This is a genomic window from Deinococcus cellulosilyticus NBRC 106333 = KACC 11606, assembly GCF_007990775.1.
In the GTDB taxonomy this organism is placed as follows: domain Bacteria; phylum Deinococcota; class Deinococci; order Deinococcales; family Deinococcaceae; genus Deinococcus_C; species Deinococcus_C cellulosilyticus.
Genome location: NZ_BJXB01000018.1, coordinates 63,146 through 78,533 on the forward strand (window position 1 = coordinate 63,146; position 15,388 = coordinate 78,533).

17 protein-coding genes are annotated in these 15,388 nt (G+C 56.5%); 9 read left to right on the plus strand and 8 right to left on the minus strand.

Features of this window, described 5'->3' with window-relative positions:
* The first annotated feature begins 193 nt into the window (after nucleotides 1-193).
* Nucleotides 194-2,011 (plus strand): alpha-amylase/4-alpha-glucanotransferase domain-containing protein, encoded by a 1,818-nt coding sequence (locus tag DC3_RS18685; RefSeq protein ID WP_186816116.1) that lies wholly within the window; start codon nucleotides 194-196, stop codon nucleotides 2,009-2,011.
* Nucleotides 2,012-2,014: 3 nt separating this feature from the next.
* A complete protein-coding gene (locus tag DC3_RS18690; RefSeq protein WP_246130737.1) occupies nucleotides 2,015-2,398 on the plus strand; it encodes a globin domain-containing protein in 384 nt (127 codons plus the stop codon).
* An 18-nt stretch (nucleotides 2,399-2,416) separates the two neighbouring features.
* Here the strand turns inward: DC3_RS18690 and DC3_RS18695 are convergent, their stop codons facing one another.
* The 4 genes from DC3_RS18695 to DC3_RS18710 all read right to left on the minus strand — a co-directional run bounded on the left by DC3_RS18695 (nucleotide 2,417) and on the right by DC3_RS18710 (nucleotide 6,254).
* Nucleotides 2,417-2,941 (minus strand): 2'-5' RNA ligase family protein, encoded by a 525-nt coding sequence (locus DC3_RS18695; RefSeq protein ID WP_146887014.1) that lies wholly within the window; start codon nucleotides 2,939-2,941, stop codon nucleotides 2,417-2,419.
* Nucleotides 2,942-2,946: 5 nt separating this feature from the next.
* Nucleotides 2,947-3,570: a helix-turn-helix transcriptional regulator gene (locus DC3_RS18700; protein WP_146887016.1), complete on the minus strand. Its 624-nt coding sequence runs from the start codon at nucleotides 3,568-3,570 to the stop codon at nucleotides 2,947-2,949.
* Nucleotides 3,571-3,575: 5 nt separating this feature from the next.
* Nucleotides 3,576-4,631 (minus strand): Mrp/NBP35 family ATP-binding protein, encoded by a 1,056-nt coding sequence (locus DC3_RS18705; protein WP_146887018.1) that lies wholly within the window; start codon nucleotides 4,629-4,631, stop codon nucleotides 3,576-3,578.
* 264 nt (nucleotides 4,632-4,895) lie between these two features.
* On the minus strand, nucleotides 4,896-6,254 hold the full coding sequence (locus tag DC3_RS18710) for a GGDEF domain-containing protein (RefSeq protein ID WP_146887020.1): 1,359 nt from the start codon (nucleotides 6,252-6,254) through the stop codon (nucleotides 4,896-4,898).
* Nucleotides 6,255-6,477: 223 nt separating this feature from the next.
* Between DC3_RS18710 and DC3_RS18715 the strand changes: the two genes are divergently transcribed.
* Nucleotides 6,478-7,638: a hypothetical protein gene (locus DC3_RS18715; protein WP_146887022.1), complete on the plus strand. Its 1,161-nt coding sequence runs from the start codon at nucleotides 6,478-6,480 to the stop codon at nucleotides 7,636-7,638.
* A gap of 68 nt (nucleotides 7,639-7,706) precedes the next feature.
* On the opposite strand, the gene DC3_RS18720 is transcribed toward DC3_RS18715, so the two are convergent.
* Nucleotides 7,707-9,620 (minus strand): alpha-amylase family protein, encoded by a 1,914-nt coding sequence (locus DC3_RS18720; RefSeq protein WP_146887024.1) that lies wholly within the window; start codon nucleotides 9,618-9,620, stop codon nucleotides 7,707-7,709.
* Between the two features lie 372 nt (nucleotides 9,621-9,992).
* Here DC3_RS18720 and rpmH point away from each other — a divergent pair, with 372 nt between their 5' ends.
* The 6 genes from rpmH (at nucleotide 9,993) to prmC (ending at nucleotide 13,877) form a co-directional block, all read left to right on the plus strand.
* Nucleotides 9,993-10,127 (plus strand): 50S ribosomal protein L34, encoded by a 135-nt coding sequence (gene rpmH / locus DC3_RS18725; protein WP_146887026.1) that lies wholly within the window; start codon nucleotides 9,993-9,995, stop codon nucleotides 10,125-10,127.
* Between the two features lie 31 nt (nucleotides 10,128-10,158).
* The gene (gene rnpA / locus DC3_RS18730; protein ID WP_186816118.1) at nucleotides 10,159-10,518 is read left to right on the plus strand and encodes a ribonuclease P protein component; all 360 of its coding nucleotides are present in this window, start codon (nucleotides 10,159-10,161) and stop codon (nucleotides 10,516-10,518) included.
* Between the two features lie 16 nt (nucleotides 10,519-10,534).
* A complete protein-coding gene (gene yidD, locus DC3_RS18735) occupies nucleotides 10,535-10,762 on the plus strand; it encodes a membrane protein insertion efficiency factor YidD (protein WP_503826127.1) in 228 nt (75 codons plus the stop codon).
* Nucleotides 10,759-12,240, plus strand: a complete 1,482-nt coding sequence (yidC, locus tag DC3_RS18740) for a membrane protein insertase YidC (RefSeq protein ID WP_146887030.1) — start codon at nucleotides 10,759-10,761, stop codon at nucleotides 12,238-12,240. Before yidD ends, yidC begins: the two co-directional genes overlap by 4 nt.
* Before the next feature lie 204 nt (nucleotides 12,241-12,444).
* Entirely contained in the window at nucleotides 12,445-13,017 is a 573-nt protein-coding gene (locus tag DC3_RS18745) for a Jag family protein (RefSeq protein WP_146887032.1), read from the plus strand.
* Between the two features lie 23 nt (nucleotides 13,018-13,040).
* Entirely contained in the window at nucleotides 13,041-13,877 is an 837-nt protein-coding gene (gene prmC / locus DC3_RS18750; protein ID WP_146887034.1) for a peptide chain release factor N(5)-glutamine methyltransferase, read from the plus strand.
* Nucleotides 13,878-13,967: 90 nt separating this feature from the next.
* Here prmC and DC3_RS18755 read toward each other — a convergent pair whose 3' ends face one another.
* The 3 genes from DC3_RS18755 to DC3_RS18765 are packed head-to-tail and all read right to left on the minus strand — an operon-like array spanning nucleotide 13,968 to nucleotide 15,349.
* Complete coding sequence (locus tag DC3_RS18755; protein ID WP_146887036.1) at nucleotides 13,968-14,273, minus strand: MGMT family protein; 306 nt, start codon at nucleotides 14,271-14,273, stop codon at nucleotides 13,968-13,970.
* A 17-nt stretch (nucleotides 14,274-14,290) separates the two neighbouring features.
* A complete protein-coding gene (locus tag DC3_RS18760) occupies nucleotides 14,291-14,812 on the minus strand; it encodes an ATP-binding protein (protein ID WP_146887038.1) in 522 nt (173 codons plus the stop codon).
* Nucleotides 14,813-14,842: 30 nt separating this feature from the next.
* A complete protein-coding gene (locus tag DC3_RS18765; RefSeq protein ID WP_146887040.1) occupies nucleotides 14,843-15,349 on the minus strand; it encodes a hypothetical protein in 507 nt (168 codons plus the stop codon).
* Nucleotides 15,350-15,388 lie beyond the last annotated feature (39 nt).

Sequence of the window (15,388 nt, forward strand, 5' to 3'; positions counted from 1 at the left end):
CTGAATTCCTTTTCAGATCACAAAATGCATGATTTTGAGTCAAAAATTGCAAATTTTATGGATCAATCCCTTTTCGAGGCCACTGGCTGCCTGACAGCCTTCTTTCTCTGCACAGGGAAAATTTTGCAGCTGTGGCTTTGAATTTCAAAAGGTACGTTATAATCTATAAAAGCAAAATTTGGGGAGTGATCTTGTGAGCCGTTTAGCCCTTGTACTGCACAACCATCAACCCAACGGGAACCTGCCAGATCTGCTGGAGAAAGCGCATCAGACGGCGTACCTTCCCTTCTTGAAGGTGTTACAGGAACACCCCAGAATCAAAATCAACCTGCACTATTCCGGCACCCTGCTGCAGTGGATTCAGAAAAACCACCCAACCACCCTGCAGCTTTTAAAGCAACTCGTGGAACGGGGCCAGGTGGAACTGCTCGGTGGGGGCATGCATGAACCGCTGCTTCCCCTCATTCCCAAAAGGGACCGCATGGCGCAGATTGCTGCCCAGAGGGACTGGATGGCCCAGCACCTGGGTTTCCGCAGCAAAGGGGTCTGGCTTGCCGAGTGCGCCTGGGACACCGACCTCCCTGAAACCCTCTCTGAGTGTGGGGTGGAATTCACCTTGCTGGACGACACCCAGATCCCAGAGCAGGCCCTTCCTGCGACGTATTACCTGACCGAGCACGATGGGCACAACGTGCGGGTTTTCGTGATGCAGCATCAGCTTCACAACCAGATGCCTTACGCGCAGCCTGCCACCCTGATTGAGAACATCCGGGCGCAGAAACAACTGGTGGTCCTGGGTGAGGATGGAGAAAGCCTCGGTCTGATTGGCGACACCTACCAGCGTTGCTACATCGAAGGCTGGTTGCAGAATTTCTTTACGGCACTGGAACAGAACAGGGACATCCAGCTGGTGCACCTCTCTGAGGAGCTCAAACAACCCTGCAGTGGTCTGGTTTACGTGCCCAGCAGCTCCTTTGCTGCCCCGGATGGCTACTTTCGTCAGGCGATGGCCAAATATGCGGGCATCAACAACCTGCACAAGCGCATGCGTTACACCAGCCTGAAACTGGACATGACCCCCAGGGCCTCACAGCAGGCTTATGAGCACCTCTGGCGGGGCCAGACGGGGGACGCCTACTGGCCCACCAGCGCCGAATACAACTTTGTGCGCTTCGAGGCGTACCGCAACCTGATCCGCGCCGAAAACGAAATCGAGCCCAGAAAATACAGCTGGCTGGAAATCGATTACCGGGACACCAACGGAGACGGCATTCAGGAACTGATTGCAGAGAGCCACACCATGAACCTGCACTTCTCACCCACCGAGGGTGGAAGCCTGCAGGAGTGGGATTATCGGGAAAAAGCCGTCAACCTGGTGGACTCCTACAGCGACCATCCCAGAACGCACCCCAGAACCCTGGTGGAGCATTTCTTCGGGGGAGAGGTCAGCCTCAGGTCCTTTGCCAGCGGCCAGTATCTGGAACTCGGAGATTTCTCCACGGGCCTCTTTGATGCGGGGAAATACCGCAATCGGGTGACGTTAAGCCGCATGGGCATTGTGCGGGGTCCTGCAGGGATTCCAGTTCCGGTGGAACTCAAAAAGAGCCTGAAGATCCTGCCCAAGGAACACCAGATCGAACTGGAGTACCGCATCACCAACCATGGGGACTGGGACATCATCACCCGCTTTGGCAGCAAATGGAATTTCGGGTTGCTGGCCGGAGATTCCCCGGACCGATACTTTTACATCAATGGCCGCAAAGTGGGCAGCCTCGGGTCCACCCAGGAACACCGTGAAGTCACCCATGCAGGCATCGTGGACGAATGGCTGGGCATCCGGGTGGTCTTCGAATTTGAGGGCAGAGAAGCCACGATCTGGCACTATCCGGTGGTCTGTGACCGCAAACGCCCCCTCTACCAGTCCAGTGTCTTCATGCCTGTCTTCGATCTGGACCTGCCCAAGGGCCGTTCCAGAAGACTGGCATTCAACGTGCACGTGGAGGAGTTGTAACACGTGGATCTGAGACCCATGGAAGAAGCCACCATTTATGACCGTCTCACAAAAGAAGGTCTGGGCAGGCTGATCCACCGCTTTTACGATCTGGTGCATCAGCATCCCTTGCTCAGGGAAATCTTTCCTGAGGACCTCACCGAGACCCGTGAAAAGCAGTTTGCCTTCATGAGTGGCTTTTTCGGGGGTCCACCTTTATATATGGAGAAATACGGACACCCCAGGCTCAGGATGCGCCACCTGAAATTTCCCATCGGAGAAGGGGAGGCCAGGGCGTGGCTTGCCTGCATGGAGCAAGCCCTCAAGGACACCGTGCCCGATCAAAAGTTGCGCGAGGACATTTTTGCTGCCCTCGCGCGAACTGCCGTACACATGATCAACCAGTGAAGCTCTGGGGTGAACCCCTCAGTGGTCCACCAGAACCCCTGCATGCAGGGGAGCGGAGTCCACAATGGTGAATTCACCACACACGTCCTTGGTGAGGATCAGTTCAGAACAACTCCAGGTGAGGTGGGGAATGTAAGTCTGCTGGGCCAGTTGCCACACAGACTCTTCTTCCCAGGGAACGATGCCAAGTCCGACCGTGATGTGGGGCAGGTAATCTGCGCCATCCACGGGTTTGAACGGTTCTCCGCCAAGGGTCCTGCACATCTGGTGGGCTTCCCGGAAACTCGGGGTGCTCTCCAGCGAGACGTAAAGCACATTCGGGAACCTTTTCCACCCGCAGGAGCTGAGGGTCAGTGGGGAGAGGTTGCGGCTGAGGTCATGAAACTTCTCTTTCAATTCCTCTTCGCTGCCCTGCCAGAAAAACGGAGAACGCAAGTTGATGTGGGGCACTCCGTATCCTGCCAACTGATGATCTCGCTGAAACGCCCGAATGAAACGCATCAACTCGGGGTGGGGCCAAACCAAAACGCCGTATAAGGTCATAGGACTCAAGCCTTCGTTATTTTATATCGGCAAGCCCCTGCACCGGAAGCAATCTGACTGATGCGGGTGATGGGCACACCAAGAAGTCTTTCGTAGAGGCTCATCTCACACTGGCAAATTGCCTTGTAGCGCCTCGCCACAGCGATACTCGGGCAGTTGCGTTGTTCGAGCAACCATTCACCGTCTTCGGTCAACGTTGCCTGATATCCAGCTTCGCACAGCAACTCTGACAACTTCCGTACTTTTTCGTCCAGACTTAAGTGTTCAAGCTGAGGAGCCAGTTGCCGGTACAGGGATTCCTCGCGGGCGGTGAACAGCTGAAACACCATCTGCTGGCCATGCAGTTCCTCCAGGTGCCCGAGCAGGTCCAGGCACAGCCCCGAGTAATTCTTGGGAAAGGCTTCCTCGCCCTTGTGGGTGAGGTGGTACACGTACTGCGGACGCCCTTTGCCACAGCGTTTTTCCAGTTGCTGGGTGATGTACCCTTCTTCCTCAAGGTCCAGCAGGTGCTTGCGGATGGCCGGAACCGTGACCCCCAGCGAGGCTGCGAGGTCCTGGGTGGTGCCCCCGCAGCTCTCCTTGAGGTGCGAAAGAATTTTTCGTTTGGTGTGGTCAGGGTTCGGTAGCATAGGGGTTAAAGCATGGGCAGAGATTGCAGGCTCTGCACGCTGATGCGGCCTGCCAGATTCTGGCTGATCTTGACGAGGGACTGCGCGGAAGAACTTTCAGGGTGGGAGATCACCACAGGGGTGCCCTGGTCGGAGGCTTCACGGAGCGGCATGTCGAGGGGAACTTCACCCAGGAAGTGGAGGGACATCTGTTCGGCTTTGCGCTTGCCGCCCCCGTGTCCGAAAATGTCGTAACGGGTGCCGGTGTCGGGAGCCACAAAGTAGCTCATGTTTTCCACGACGCCCAGAATCGGGATGCTGCTCTTCTTGAACATGTCCATGGCACGGGCGGCGTCAATCAGGGCCACATCCTGAGGGGTGGTCACAATCACGGCTCCGGTGATGCTCACGGACTGGGCCAGGGAGAGCTGCACATCGCCCGTCCCTGGAGGCAGGTCGATGATCAGGTAGTCGAGTTCTCCCCACAGGGCTTCTTTGAGGAACTGCTGGATCGCTCCGTGCAGCATGGGACCACGCCACACCAGTGCCTGACCTGCAGGAACCAGGTTGGCCATGGACAGGAACTTCACGCCAAAGCGCTCCAGAGGCAGCATCTGCTTGTTCTGGTTGGCCTTGATGCGGTCTTCGGTGTTGCCCAGCATGTGGGCAATGCTCGGACCGTAAATGTCGGCGTCCATCAGACCGACCCGTGCTCCGCTCTGGGCCAGGGCTATGGCAAGGTTGGTGGAGACGCTGGATTTGCCCACGCCTCCCTTGCCGCTTCCCACCAGGATCACATGCTGAATTCCAGGCAGGGCAGGCTTGTTGCTGGCGCGCACGGTGGCGCCGAATTCGACAGTGACACTGCTGGCACCGACGGCTTCGATGGCGCGGCGAACGTCCGCCTCGATCACCCCTTTCAAGGGGCAGGCGGGCGTGGTCAGGTTGATCTTGGCGTGAACTTGCGTTCCCGTCACCACCACCCGTTCCACCATTCCCAGCGAAACCAGATCCTGATGCAGCTCGGGGTCATTCACGAGGCTCAGGGCTTTTAACACGATGTCTTCAGTGACCACAGGCATAGCAAGCAGGGTAGCACCACTAGGCCATTTTGCTCAAGGATGGGAGTCACAATACTTAAGATCAGCTGAAATATGGTGGTGGGATGCCGTCAAAGACGTCATTTGTGCTTTTTTCTCTATTGAGAAGCGGTCAGCTTTCAGCCCTCAGCAGTCAGCAAAAGATGAGAATTGCAGGCCAGAAACCCTCGAGTTGGGGAGAAGTTGAAACCACTGCGTTGTGTTTCTGGATGGCTTCTTTCTCTGGACCAATCCACAGCAAAAGCTTCAGGGTGCTGAGGTCTGACCGCTGACCGCTGATGGCTCTCTTCCACAGCCAGGGAGACCCAGCACCTGGCAAACGGTGGCGTAATGCTTCATTACTTCTGCGGCTGCAAGTCGGCTGTCTTCCTGAAAGGCGTGCTCACTGACGAAATTGTCCAGATTCAGGTGGCCATAGACCACTCCATCAAACACAATCGGGGCATTGATGTTGCAGCGGATTTCACCCACACGGCTGTCCTGGTTGAACACAGGGATTCCATCTCCATCCCAGCCAGTGGTCTCAATGGACACCGAGGCAATCAGGTGGTTTCCTCGCAGAATGCGGGGTTGTCCTGACCTCCAGCTGGCTTCGGGATTGCGGTACCATTCCAGCTGGTGTTCTCTGGAATAACTGACACCCAGAAGGCTGTCGTCGTAACCCACCTGGGCGATGCGCATGAACTCCTCGCCTTGCCAGAGGTCCATGCTGCCTGCCTGGGCACTGGGGACCATCTGGACGGCCAGTTCCAGCATCATCTGCCAGTAGGCCTGATCTGGTTTTTGTCTGGAATGCAGCAGGCCCAGGGTGGTGCTCATGCTGTCAAACACCGCCCGGCGGTTGATGGAAGTGACGTTTCCTGGAAGCTGGTTTTTCTGCTGGCTCTTGCTCTGGTACATGCGTTCATCGGCAAGCTGCACCAGCAGTTTCTGGTCTCCCTGGGATTCCTGAGGGTGAAAGGCCACACCTGCACTGAAGCTGCCCATCCCAAGGGTACTTTCTTCCACAGCCAGACGCACTTTCTGCATCCGGGACAGCACCACGTGCACCTGGGAGGATTCCAGTCCATGCAGCAACACTGCAAATTCGTCTCCACCAATGCGGAAAGCCAGATCCGAGGACCTCAGGTGCTGCTCGAGTTGCCTGCCCACCTCACGGATGAAGTGGTCTCCGGCTTCATGGCCCCGGGTGTCATTGATGTGTTTCAGGCGGTTGAGGTCCATCATCACCAGGGCAAAAGGCATTTGCTGTTGCATGAATCTGGCCAGGACCCCTTCAAAGGCGCGACGGTTTCCCAGACCTGTGAGCGCATCTGTGTGGGCCATTTCCATCCAGGTGTCCTTGCTCCGCGATTCCGGATGCCTGACCAGAGCAAAGCCATACAGGTCAGGATGGTGCAGGGGAATCAGCTGTCCTTCCACGCAGATGCCTTCATCGAAGCAGAGGGAGACATCTGCAGGTTCCTGGATGTTTTGCAGGGTCACAGTGGAGGAGAGGACACACCTGGGCAGCAAAAGGGTTTCTTTCCATCCCAGAGCGGCCAGGAGTGCACTGCTGGCCCAGACCAGTTTTTCATGTTCAATCAGTCCATCCAGAGGATGCATGGTCACTCCACAGGGCACGTCGTGTTGCAGGCCTTCCGTTGGGAGCCTGCAGGGATGCGGTCAAGCATGTTGCACAAAGAAAAAGAAAACGAGCGGTTTCATCTCAGTGTAAACATGGGTGTCTTGTACAAAGCTTACACGGGACGTGCATCCGCTTTGACAGCCCATCTTCTGTTCAATTGTCTGTCATGCCTTTCTTCATAAAAGGCGCTATAATCAGCCCGTGATTCCCGCGTGTGGTCCTTACCTGCCTGAACTCCTGCTGGAGGAGGGCGACATCCGAACCTACCTGGGTACGGACACCATCACCGGTATGCCGGTCCTGCTGTACCTCAGTGAACACGCCCTGCCTTTCAGTGAACTGTCTGCCCCCCACCTGTTGCCTTTTCTGGATTCAGGCACAGAAGGCAGAGACCATTACCTGACCGCTGGGCTTCCCCTCACCTTCAGAACCCTTCCCAAAACCCTTCCCAGAGAACTGCTGGAAGACATCTGGGAGGCTGGTCTGCAAATGCTTCAGGGCCTGCACGAAGCAGGAAAGACCTTTGGTCGCCTGACTGCCCACCACTGCCTGCTCAATGGCAAGGATGTGCTCTTCGTGGGCGCAGGCCTGACTCCGGGCAGCGAGAAAACCGACATCCGCAACCTGGCCAAACTGGTCATGCACCTGATGGGTGGACAGTCGTCTTCGGAACTCAACACGGTCATGCGCAACCAGCTTGAACGCCTGATGCAAAACCACTTCATCAGTGCGGCTCACCTGCTGCGCGACCTGCAGAACAGGCCCAAAACCCCCACCCAGAGTGTGCTGCAAACCGTCAAAACCACCCCTGCTGAGCCCGAGCCAGAGGAAGTGGAGTTTGAAGAAACCGAAATCAAACTCGACGACGCCCCCCAGGAACCCCAGGCCCCTCCAGTGGTGGTTCGCATTGGGTGGGATGATGATGAGTCCTGGAGGCAGGTTCAGTCCCCTGCGACAGCCCATCCTGCACAGAACCAGAACACTTCTGGCATCATGCGGTATCTTGCAACCATCGGGATTGCAGTGCTGCTCCTTGCTGGAGCAGGTCTGGGCTGGTGGTACGCTGCCAGACAGCAACAGGCCATTCCGGAAGCCAACAGTCCCACCACCTGCTGTGTGGTGGACTTCAGCCTCACCCGCAAGAGCCAGCCTTACAACGCCCAGGCCAAACTGATTGCTGTGAAAGTGCCAGAAGGCAGCAGTTACAAAGCAGGAGACACGCTGGGTCTGGTTCCTGGTCCTGTTCGCTTTCCCTCGGTCAAAGGGGAATACGTGCTGAAAGTGGAGGTTCCCGGTCTGCGCACAGCCCCCTTCCAGCTTGACATGCCCACTTCGGGCCCCATGACGATTGACCTGCAGTGAGCAGGAAAACCCAGGGCACATCAAAACAAAGAGAGGGACACCACTGTGTCCCTCTCTTTGTTTTGGGTTCAGCCCTGATTGGTGATCCAGAGCCTCGCATACGGGGGAAGCGGAATGTACCCGAGGTGCAAATCCAGGTGGGTCCCTGAGATGTGGTCGAGGGGCTGGTGGTATCCTCGCTCGTGCAGGATGTGGATGGGATATTGCATGTGGTGTTCGCTGAAGTTGTAGAACTGGATCATGTGGCCCATCGGGTGTGGCCTTTCCAGCACCAGCACTGCAGGAATTTCGCTGTTCAGGACCCAGGTGGACTGTCCGGCGTGAAGCTGCGGCAGCATCTTGCGGGTTTCAATCAGGTGCTTGAGGCCCAGAAACATCTGGCCATGAGAGGTTGAGGGGTCATGGCGTTTTTCTGCAACAGCCCAGTCCATGCAAGGGCGGTGCACCCAGCGGTTGTCCATCGCATGTTCACTGCTCTGGGTGAAGGTGTAATCGTTCAGCAGGGCCAGCTCATCGCCCATGTAGAGCAGGGGGATGCCCCCATACCCGAGAACCAGAGCATAAGAAAGCAGGCTCCGTTCAATGGACAGGTGCTGCAGGTGCTCGTTTTTTTCTTCCAGCGCAATTTCCAGACCGTTCAGGCTGGCCATGCTGCCCGAGATCCTGCGGTCTCCAGTGCGCCTGTTTTCCTGGAAGACCAGACCTCTCGCATGGGAACCCGGGAAGTTTCCAGAGTAGAAGTCACTGAGAAAGCGGCGGTGGCCCTCTCCGTGCAGTCCGGCCTGGGCGGCATCCTCATCTGAAACGGCCCAGCCGATGTCATCGTGGCAGCGCACATAGGTGGCCCAGCTTGCAGAGGTGGGTTTCTCCGGGAAGTTCTGCAGGGCTTTCTGCATCAGAAAGGCGTTTCTGGAGGCAAGGCTGGACCAGATCTGCACCATCAGGCTGTTGTGGTAGGCCAGATCCGAAACCTTACCATAGTGCTGTCCTCTGCCCAGGTAATGGATCAGTTTGTCAGGTGCAACGATGGCTTCTGCTTTGAAGAGCACTGCAGGGGCCACAATGCGAACCACAGCACGCAGGGCCTGGGTGATGTCGTGCACTTCCGGCAGGTTCTGGCAGTCGGTGCCCATGCGCTTCCAGATGAAGGCAATGGCGTCCAGACGGAACACATCCACCCCTTTGTTGGCCCAGTACAGGATGATCTTCACGAACTCCAGGAAGACATCGCTGTTGGCCCAGTTGAGGTCCCATTGCCAGCTGTTGAAGGTGGTCCAGACCCAGCGCTGCATCTGTTCATTCCAGGTGAAGTTCCCAGGTGCGAAATCCGGAAAGATTTCCAGCAGTGTACGCTCGTACTGGTCGGGCAGGGTGCGGTCCTCATAGGTGAGGAAATAGTTGCGGTGGATCTCGTTGCCTTCTCTGGCTTTGACGGCCCAGTCGTGTTCTTCTGCAACGTGGTTGAGCACCAGATCCATGCACAGGCTGATTTTTCGCTGCCTGAGGGCGGTGGTGAGCTGTTCCAGATCGGTTTCTGTCCCCAGATCCTCCCGGATCTTCAGGTAGTCCTGAACGGCATAACCGCCGTCGTTGGGGGCAGGTCTGGGTTGCAGCATGGGCATCAGGTGCAGGTAACTGACGCCCAGTTCGCCCAGATAATCCAGCTTGCTGTGAATTCCCTTCAGGTTTTCGGCGAAACGTTCGGTGTAACATACGTAGGCAAGCATGTTCTCTTCCTGAAACCAGTCCGGTTTGAGCATGCGTTCCAGATCGAGCTGCTTCAGGTCCTCAGGGCGCTCCTTGTAAAAATCCAGCATGATGGGCAGCAGTTCCTGCAACAGACGCAGGGCCTGATGACCGTAAACGCTTTCGATGGAGGCCAGAAGGTCAGGGGCGTAGCGCTGGTACCTCGCCTCGAACATCTGGCGGTCTGCTTTGCTGCGCAGGGCTTTGCGGATGATGGCTTCTGCTTGAAACGACATGATTACAGTGTAAATGCTTTTGACGGATTTGTTGAGAGGCTGATCTATGCCAGAACTTTGAAAGCGCTTTCGGATTTCTGGCAGGGCCCACCCATCAGACAGGCCAGCAAGGCCTTCAACCCACTGCCAGGCCAGCCATGCTGAAGAGGGGAAGGCACTTCTGTGCGCAGATCAGCACTCGGCAGGATGAGGATCTCGCCTGCCAGAGGGTCTTTTCCTGCTGGCCGACTGCTGACCGCTGATGGCTTCAAACAGGGCTAGACCCATTCAAGGTGTCATGATACACTTGTAAAGCTTGTTGCTTTTTAAAGGCAACGTCACAGGTTATCAAAACCGTCTTCCCTGAGAAATCAGGGATGTCAAGGAGGACTCATGAAGCGTACCTACCAACCCAACCGCAGCAAACGTGCCAAAACCCACGGCTTCCGTGCACGTATGAAAACCACTTCCGGTCGTCGTGTGCTGTCCCGCCGTCGCGCCAAAGGCCGTCACCGTCTTACTGTCTGATTTCTAAGGAATCAGGCGTAGAATTGGCGTTGTGGATGCAGGGCAGAGCCCAAAATCAATAAAGCGCTTTGTCGCCCTGAAGGGGGATGCGGAGTTTCGCAAGGTCCGAAAAGGACCTGCCATCCGCACCCCCTATTTTACGTTGCGCAAAGTGCCCTACAAACCCCGCCACGGACAGAAGTACGACCCCCGTCCGGTGGTGGGGATTGTCACGTCCAAGAAAGCACTCGGCAAGGCCGTGGAACGAAACCGGGCGAGACGTCGTATCAGAGAAGCGTTGCGTCTGGGCTCGATTCCCCCCTGCAAGGCCATCGTGATGGTGAATCCCGAGGTCCTGACGGTCGACTTTGAGACCCTCAAACGTGCGCTGGAGGTGGCTTTTGCCAAGTAAAGCTGTGCAAACAGCAGTGTCCATGATCCGGTTCTACCAGCGGAAGCTGTCCCCCTTGAAAGGGGCTCCGAGCTGCCGTTTTCACCCGACCTGTTCCCAGTACACCCTGGAAGCCATCGAGCTTCACGGGGTCATGAAGGGAAGCTGGCTCGGGCTCAGACGTATCCTGAGGTGTCATCCCTTCCACCCTGGAGGGCATGACCCCGTGCCAATGCCGAAAGTGTCAAAAAGGAAACAAGAATGAAGAAACTCGCAGTACTGTTGCCCATCCTGATGTTTGCAGGGTCCGCATTCGCGAACATCAATCCGCACTGGATTCGCAATGTGGACGTCAACGGAGATAAATCTCCCGATGTCATTGCCACCACCAACCTCTTTGACATTGCTTTCAACCAGCAAGGTGAAGTGGTTGGCTGGTTCGTGAAGCCCGTCAAGGGAACCAGCACCATCACTGAGAAAAATGGGGTGGTGAACGCCAGCCGCCTGAACAATGCCCCCAACCTGCTGCAGGTGCGCAACCAGAACGGCAAAGACAAGATCTGGGGCAAGGCTTTCGCCATTCCCCTCGAAGGAACCGTCACTGCTGAAGACGCCGTTCTGAACCCCAGGCCGGGCGTTGAGGTCAAGGGTGAATCCACCGACACCCTGACCGCCGTCTTCAAGTACACCCAGGGCGACGCGACTGTCACCAAGACCTTCACCATTCATGCCCGCAAGTACACCATTGATGCCAAAATCAATGTGGAAGGTGCCAGCAATTATCAACTGAGCTTCGAAGGTCTGCAGAACATCGCCCAGCCCAACATCAAAGGCATTGGCAAGAACGATGCCACCCTGGTTTCCACTGGTGAAGTCAAGAATGTCAATTATGTCAGTCTGCAAGGTGGCAAGGCCTCCACACAGCCTGCGCTGGTGGTGGTGCCCACCGGAGAAACCACAGCAGACGGACTGCTGAACCCCACCAAAGTGGCCCTCACCAACCTGAATGGTGAAACCAACCTCAGGGTGTATGGCGGTTTCAACGAAGCCATCCGTTTGCACCTTGAGGGCTACCTGGGTTTGCCTGGTCTGTTTGATCCTTCGTTCGTGCTGGGGAACCTGGGGATCTACACCTCGAACTTCCTGACCTGGATGTACAACCTGGTGGGCAACTGGGGTCTGGCGATCATTCTCTTGACCATCATCATCCGACTGGCCATGTGGCCCCTGATGCAGGCCCAGTACAAGAGCATGGCCGAAATGCAGGCCATCCAGCCCCTGGTCACCGAGATCAACAAAAAGTACGCCGATGACGCCCAGAAACGTGGTCAGGCCACCATGCAGCTCTACCAGGAGCACGGGGTGAACCCCTTCGGAGGATGCCTCCCGATGTTCCTCCCCATGCCCATCCTGATCGTGCTGTGGCAGGTGTTCAGCCGTTTCGAATTCACCACCGGATTCCTGTGGCTCCCTGACCTCGCCCTGCCCGACCCTTACTACATCATGGTGATCCTGTACATCGGAGCCATGTTCCTGCAGACCTGGGTGTCCACCCGCAAGAACCCCGAGATGTTCCGCCAGCAGCTCTTCATGTTCGCGATCTTCATCTTCCTGGCCCTGCAGTTCCCCTCCGGTGTGACCCTGTACTACACCCTGTTCACCCTGCTCGGTCTGGGACAGCAGATCCTGATCAACAGGCAGGTGGAGCGCCACATGGAGATGAAGAAAGTCTCCAAAGCTTAAAACAAATCTTAAAACAACAAAGGTTTCCAGCCCCGGCTTGCCGGGGTTTTGTTTTTGTCTCAGAAGCATTCCAGAGGCTACAGCCGAACTGGACGGCAACACCCTGTTTTTTCTGGCTGAGGTGAAAGCCTCCCTGTGTTGTTGTTGATGGCTGACGGCTTTCTGCTGCACCTACAGGCCAAACTGCAGTAAACTAAGGACCAGATGGAAAAGAAGACCAACCTTGACGACTACCTGGCCGGTCTCGGGATCAGCGACAGCGCAGATGAAAGCCCGATTGACCTGGACACAGCCTACCAGAGCCCCAGCTCTCCGATCGAATACAACGTCAACCCGCAGGAAGTGGTGGAACATTTCCTGAAGGGCCTGTGTGAGCGCGTCGATCCTGGTCTCACCGTGAAAGTCCGCATGCAGGAAAACGTGATTTACGCCGACATCACCGGGGTACACGCCGCCAAGATGATCGGACGGGATGGACGCGTTCTGGCCGCCCTCGAAGTGATGTGCTACACCCTGCTTGCCAAAGAGGCAGGCCGCAACGACCTGAGGTTGCACCTCGATGCTGCAGGCTTCAGGCGCAGGCACGAAGACAAGCTGGTGCAGCTCGCAGAGCGCATCGCCCAGCAGGTCATGAAGACTGGTGAGCCTTTCGAGATGGACCCCATTCCTGCCTCGGACCGCCGCATCATTCACATGACCCTCAAGGAGATGAGCGGCGTCACCACCGAATCTGTGGGTGAGGGCAAGGACCGCCACATCATCGTCAAACCTGCCTGACCTCCAAGGATTGTCATCCATAAATGTCTTTCACGGTGGGTCAGGCCCTCAAACACATGGTCGAGGTGTTCACGGTGGCGGGGATTCCCTCTCCGCACGTGGACGCCGAATTTCTTCTGGAGCACGTCACGGGCCTCTCCCGGGTGCGTCAGCTCATGGACCGCCATGTGTTCCTGGAGCATGAGGAGTGGAACCGCCTGCAGGACTACATGCAGCGCAGGGCCAACCGTGAACCCCTGCAACTGCTCCTCGGCTACACCTATTTTTATGGCCTGCGCCTGAAAGTCCGCGAAGGGGTCCTGATTCCCAGACCTGAAACCGAAACCCTGGTCTCCCTGGTGCTTGAGCGCAACATGAAAATGCGTCCCCGCGTCCTGGACATCGGGACCGGGACAGGGGCCATCGCTCTGGCCCTCCTGCATGAAATCCCCTTTGCAGATGTGACCGCCACAGACATCAACCCGGTCTGTGTTCAACTCGCCCGTGAGAATGCAAAAGCACTGGACCTCCAGCTTCAGGTGGCGCAGGGCGATCTTTTTGCAGGTCTGGATGGTTTCTTTGAGATCGTCGTCTCCAACCCCCCTTACCTTCCGGAAGAAGATGAAGCGAGCGAGATGCCAGAACTGAAGTATGAATCCAACATTGCGCTGTACTCGGGCAGTGATGGTCTGGGTCTGGCCCGACGCATTGTGCGGGAATCGGTTTTGCACCTCAAGTCTGGTGGCATTCTGGCACTGGAACTCGATCCACGCAACGTCAGAATCCTGGAAGCTGAGCTGGACAGAAAATCCTGGGCGGTTTCAGAGGTCTATCAGGACCTCACCGGGCAGGAACGCTTTCTGGTTGCCATGAAGCGATGATTGCAAAGGTTAGAGTCTACAGTGAACAGTTCACAGAAACCCTTTGCTGCCGCTCAAGAAGCAGGGCTCAGTTTTTTGTGGCTCAAATGTTCAGCCCAGAAAGTGCTCTTTTGCGATTTTCTCCCCTTTGAACGTGACCCCTTCAGCAACCAGCAGTTTGCGCTGCAGGTCTCCGATGCCACGCCTGTAGGTGCTGATGCCCCTGGACCTGTTGATGACGCGGTGCCAGGGCACTTCAAAGGCGTCGTCTTCAGAAAGGCCTGCCAGCAGGTTCCCCACATGTCTGGCATAACCAGGATAGCCTGCTTCCAGGGCCACCCCACCGTAACTCATGGTCTGGCCGTAAGGGATGCCCAGGACCACCTGAACCACTGCTTTTTTGAAGGCCTCATCCATGCTGGTCCCAGTGTACTTCACGCGTGGGTCACTTCACGGATGGCGTTCACCGTGTCGTAGACACTCATGTGGGTGGTGTCGATGACATGCCAGCCATAATGACGGTAGGCCTCCACATCCTGAGACTGGTGGAGACTGGTGATCACCTGTTCCAGAATCTGGGTGTCGAAGTGCTTGTTGCTGCGGGTGCGGTTCCTCTCCAGCACCACGTCCAGATCTGCCCTCAACAGGACTTTGTAGGGTGGGACGTGCAGGTCAAAAACCGAAGCCTCGGTTGGAGAAAGGACATCGTCAATGGCCACAGCAAACCCGACCAGATGATAAATGGTGGCCACCTTGCCCACGGCCTGTCTTGCCAGCATGAATTGTCTGCCTGTTTCAGCAGTCCACTCTGGCACAGGATGGGCAGCCCCGGAGACCACAAATTCCCGGAAGTCGTCCACAGGCAGATGCAGCCCGGTGGCATAGTGCTGCATCAGGGATTTTGCGACCGAGCTTTTTCCAGTGCCAGGGGTACCAGTGAGAATGAAGATGGGCATGGGCCTCCAGGAAAATGAATGGGTTGGATTTCAGTCTACCGTGTAAACGGCCTCAACACTTCCAGGCTCAAAGTCCACCACCACGGTGGAGGCACTCATTTTGCCAATGCCGCGAAGTTCCATCTCAATGCGGGACTTTTCAGCGTTGAACTGGATTTTGACCAGCAAGGAGAGGTCCCGTGCTGCGCGGGCAATCAGGTCCGAATACAGCTCGGCTTCCTCCTGATTGCGAGCGAAGTACTCGTAATGACCAGATTCCAGTGCCCATCCGACAGCTTTCTTCCCGTGTGCATAGGTCCACACCATGGGAGGGGCACTGAGGGACCGTGAATCTCCATGCAGGCCTTCAATGTGCTCCCGGAGTTGCTGGAGGGCCAGTTCAGGGGTGGGCTGCGGCTGGGTGGGGACATCGTTGTGAATGAGGTCCGGGCGGTCCTCCCGTTTCTCTCTGAAATGCACAAGGTAACCCTGGTCGCGTCCAGCTTCAATGATTTCGATGGTGTAATTGTGCTTTTTCAGGTATTCCTCAAGGGTCATAAGGTATTATCTGGCATTTGCGGCTGGGTTTCCTGAAGA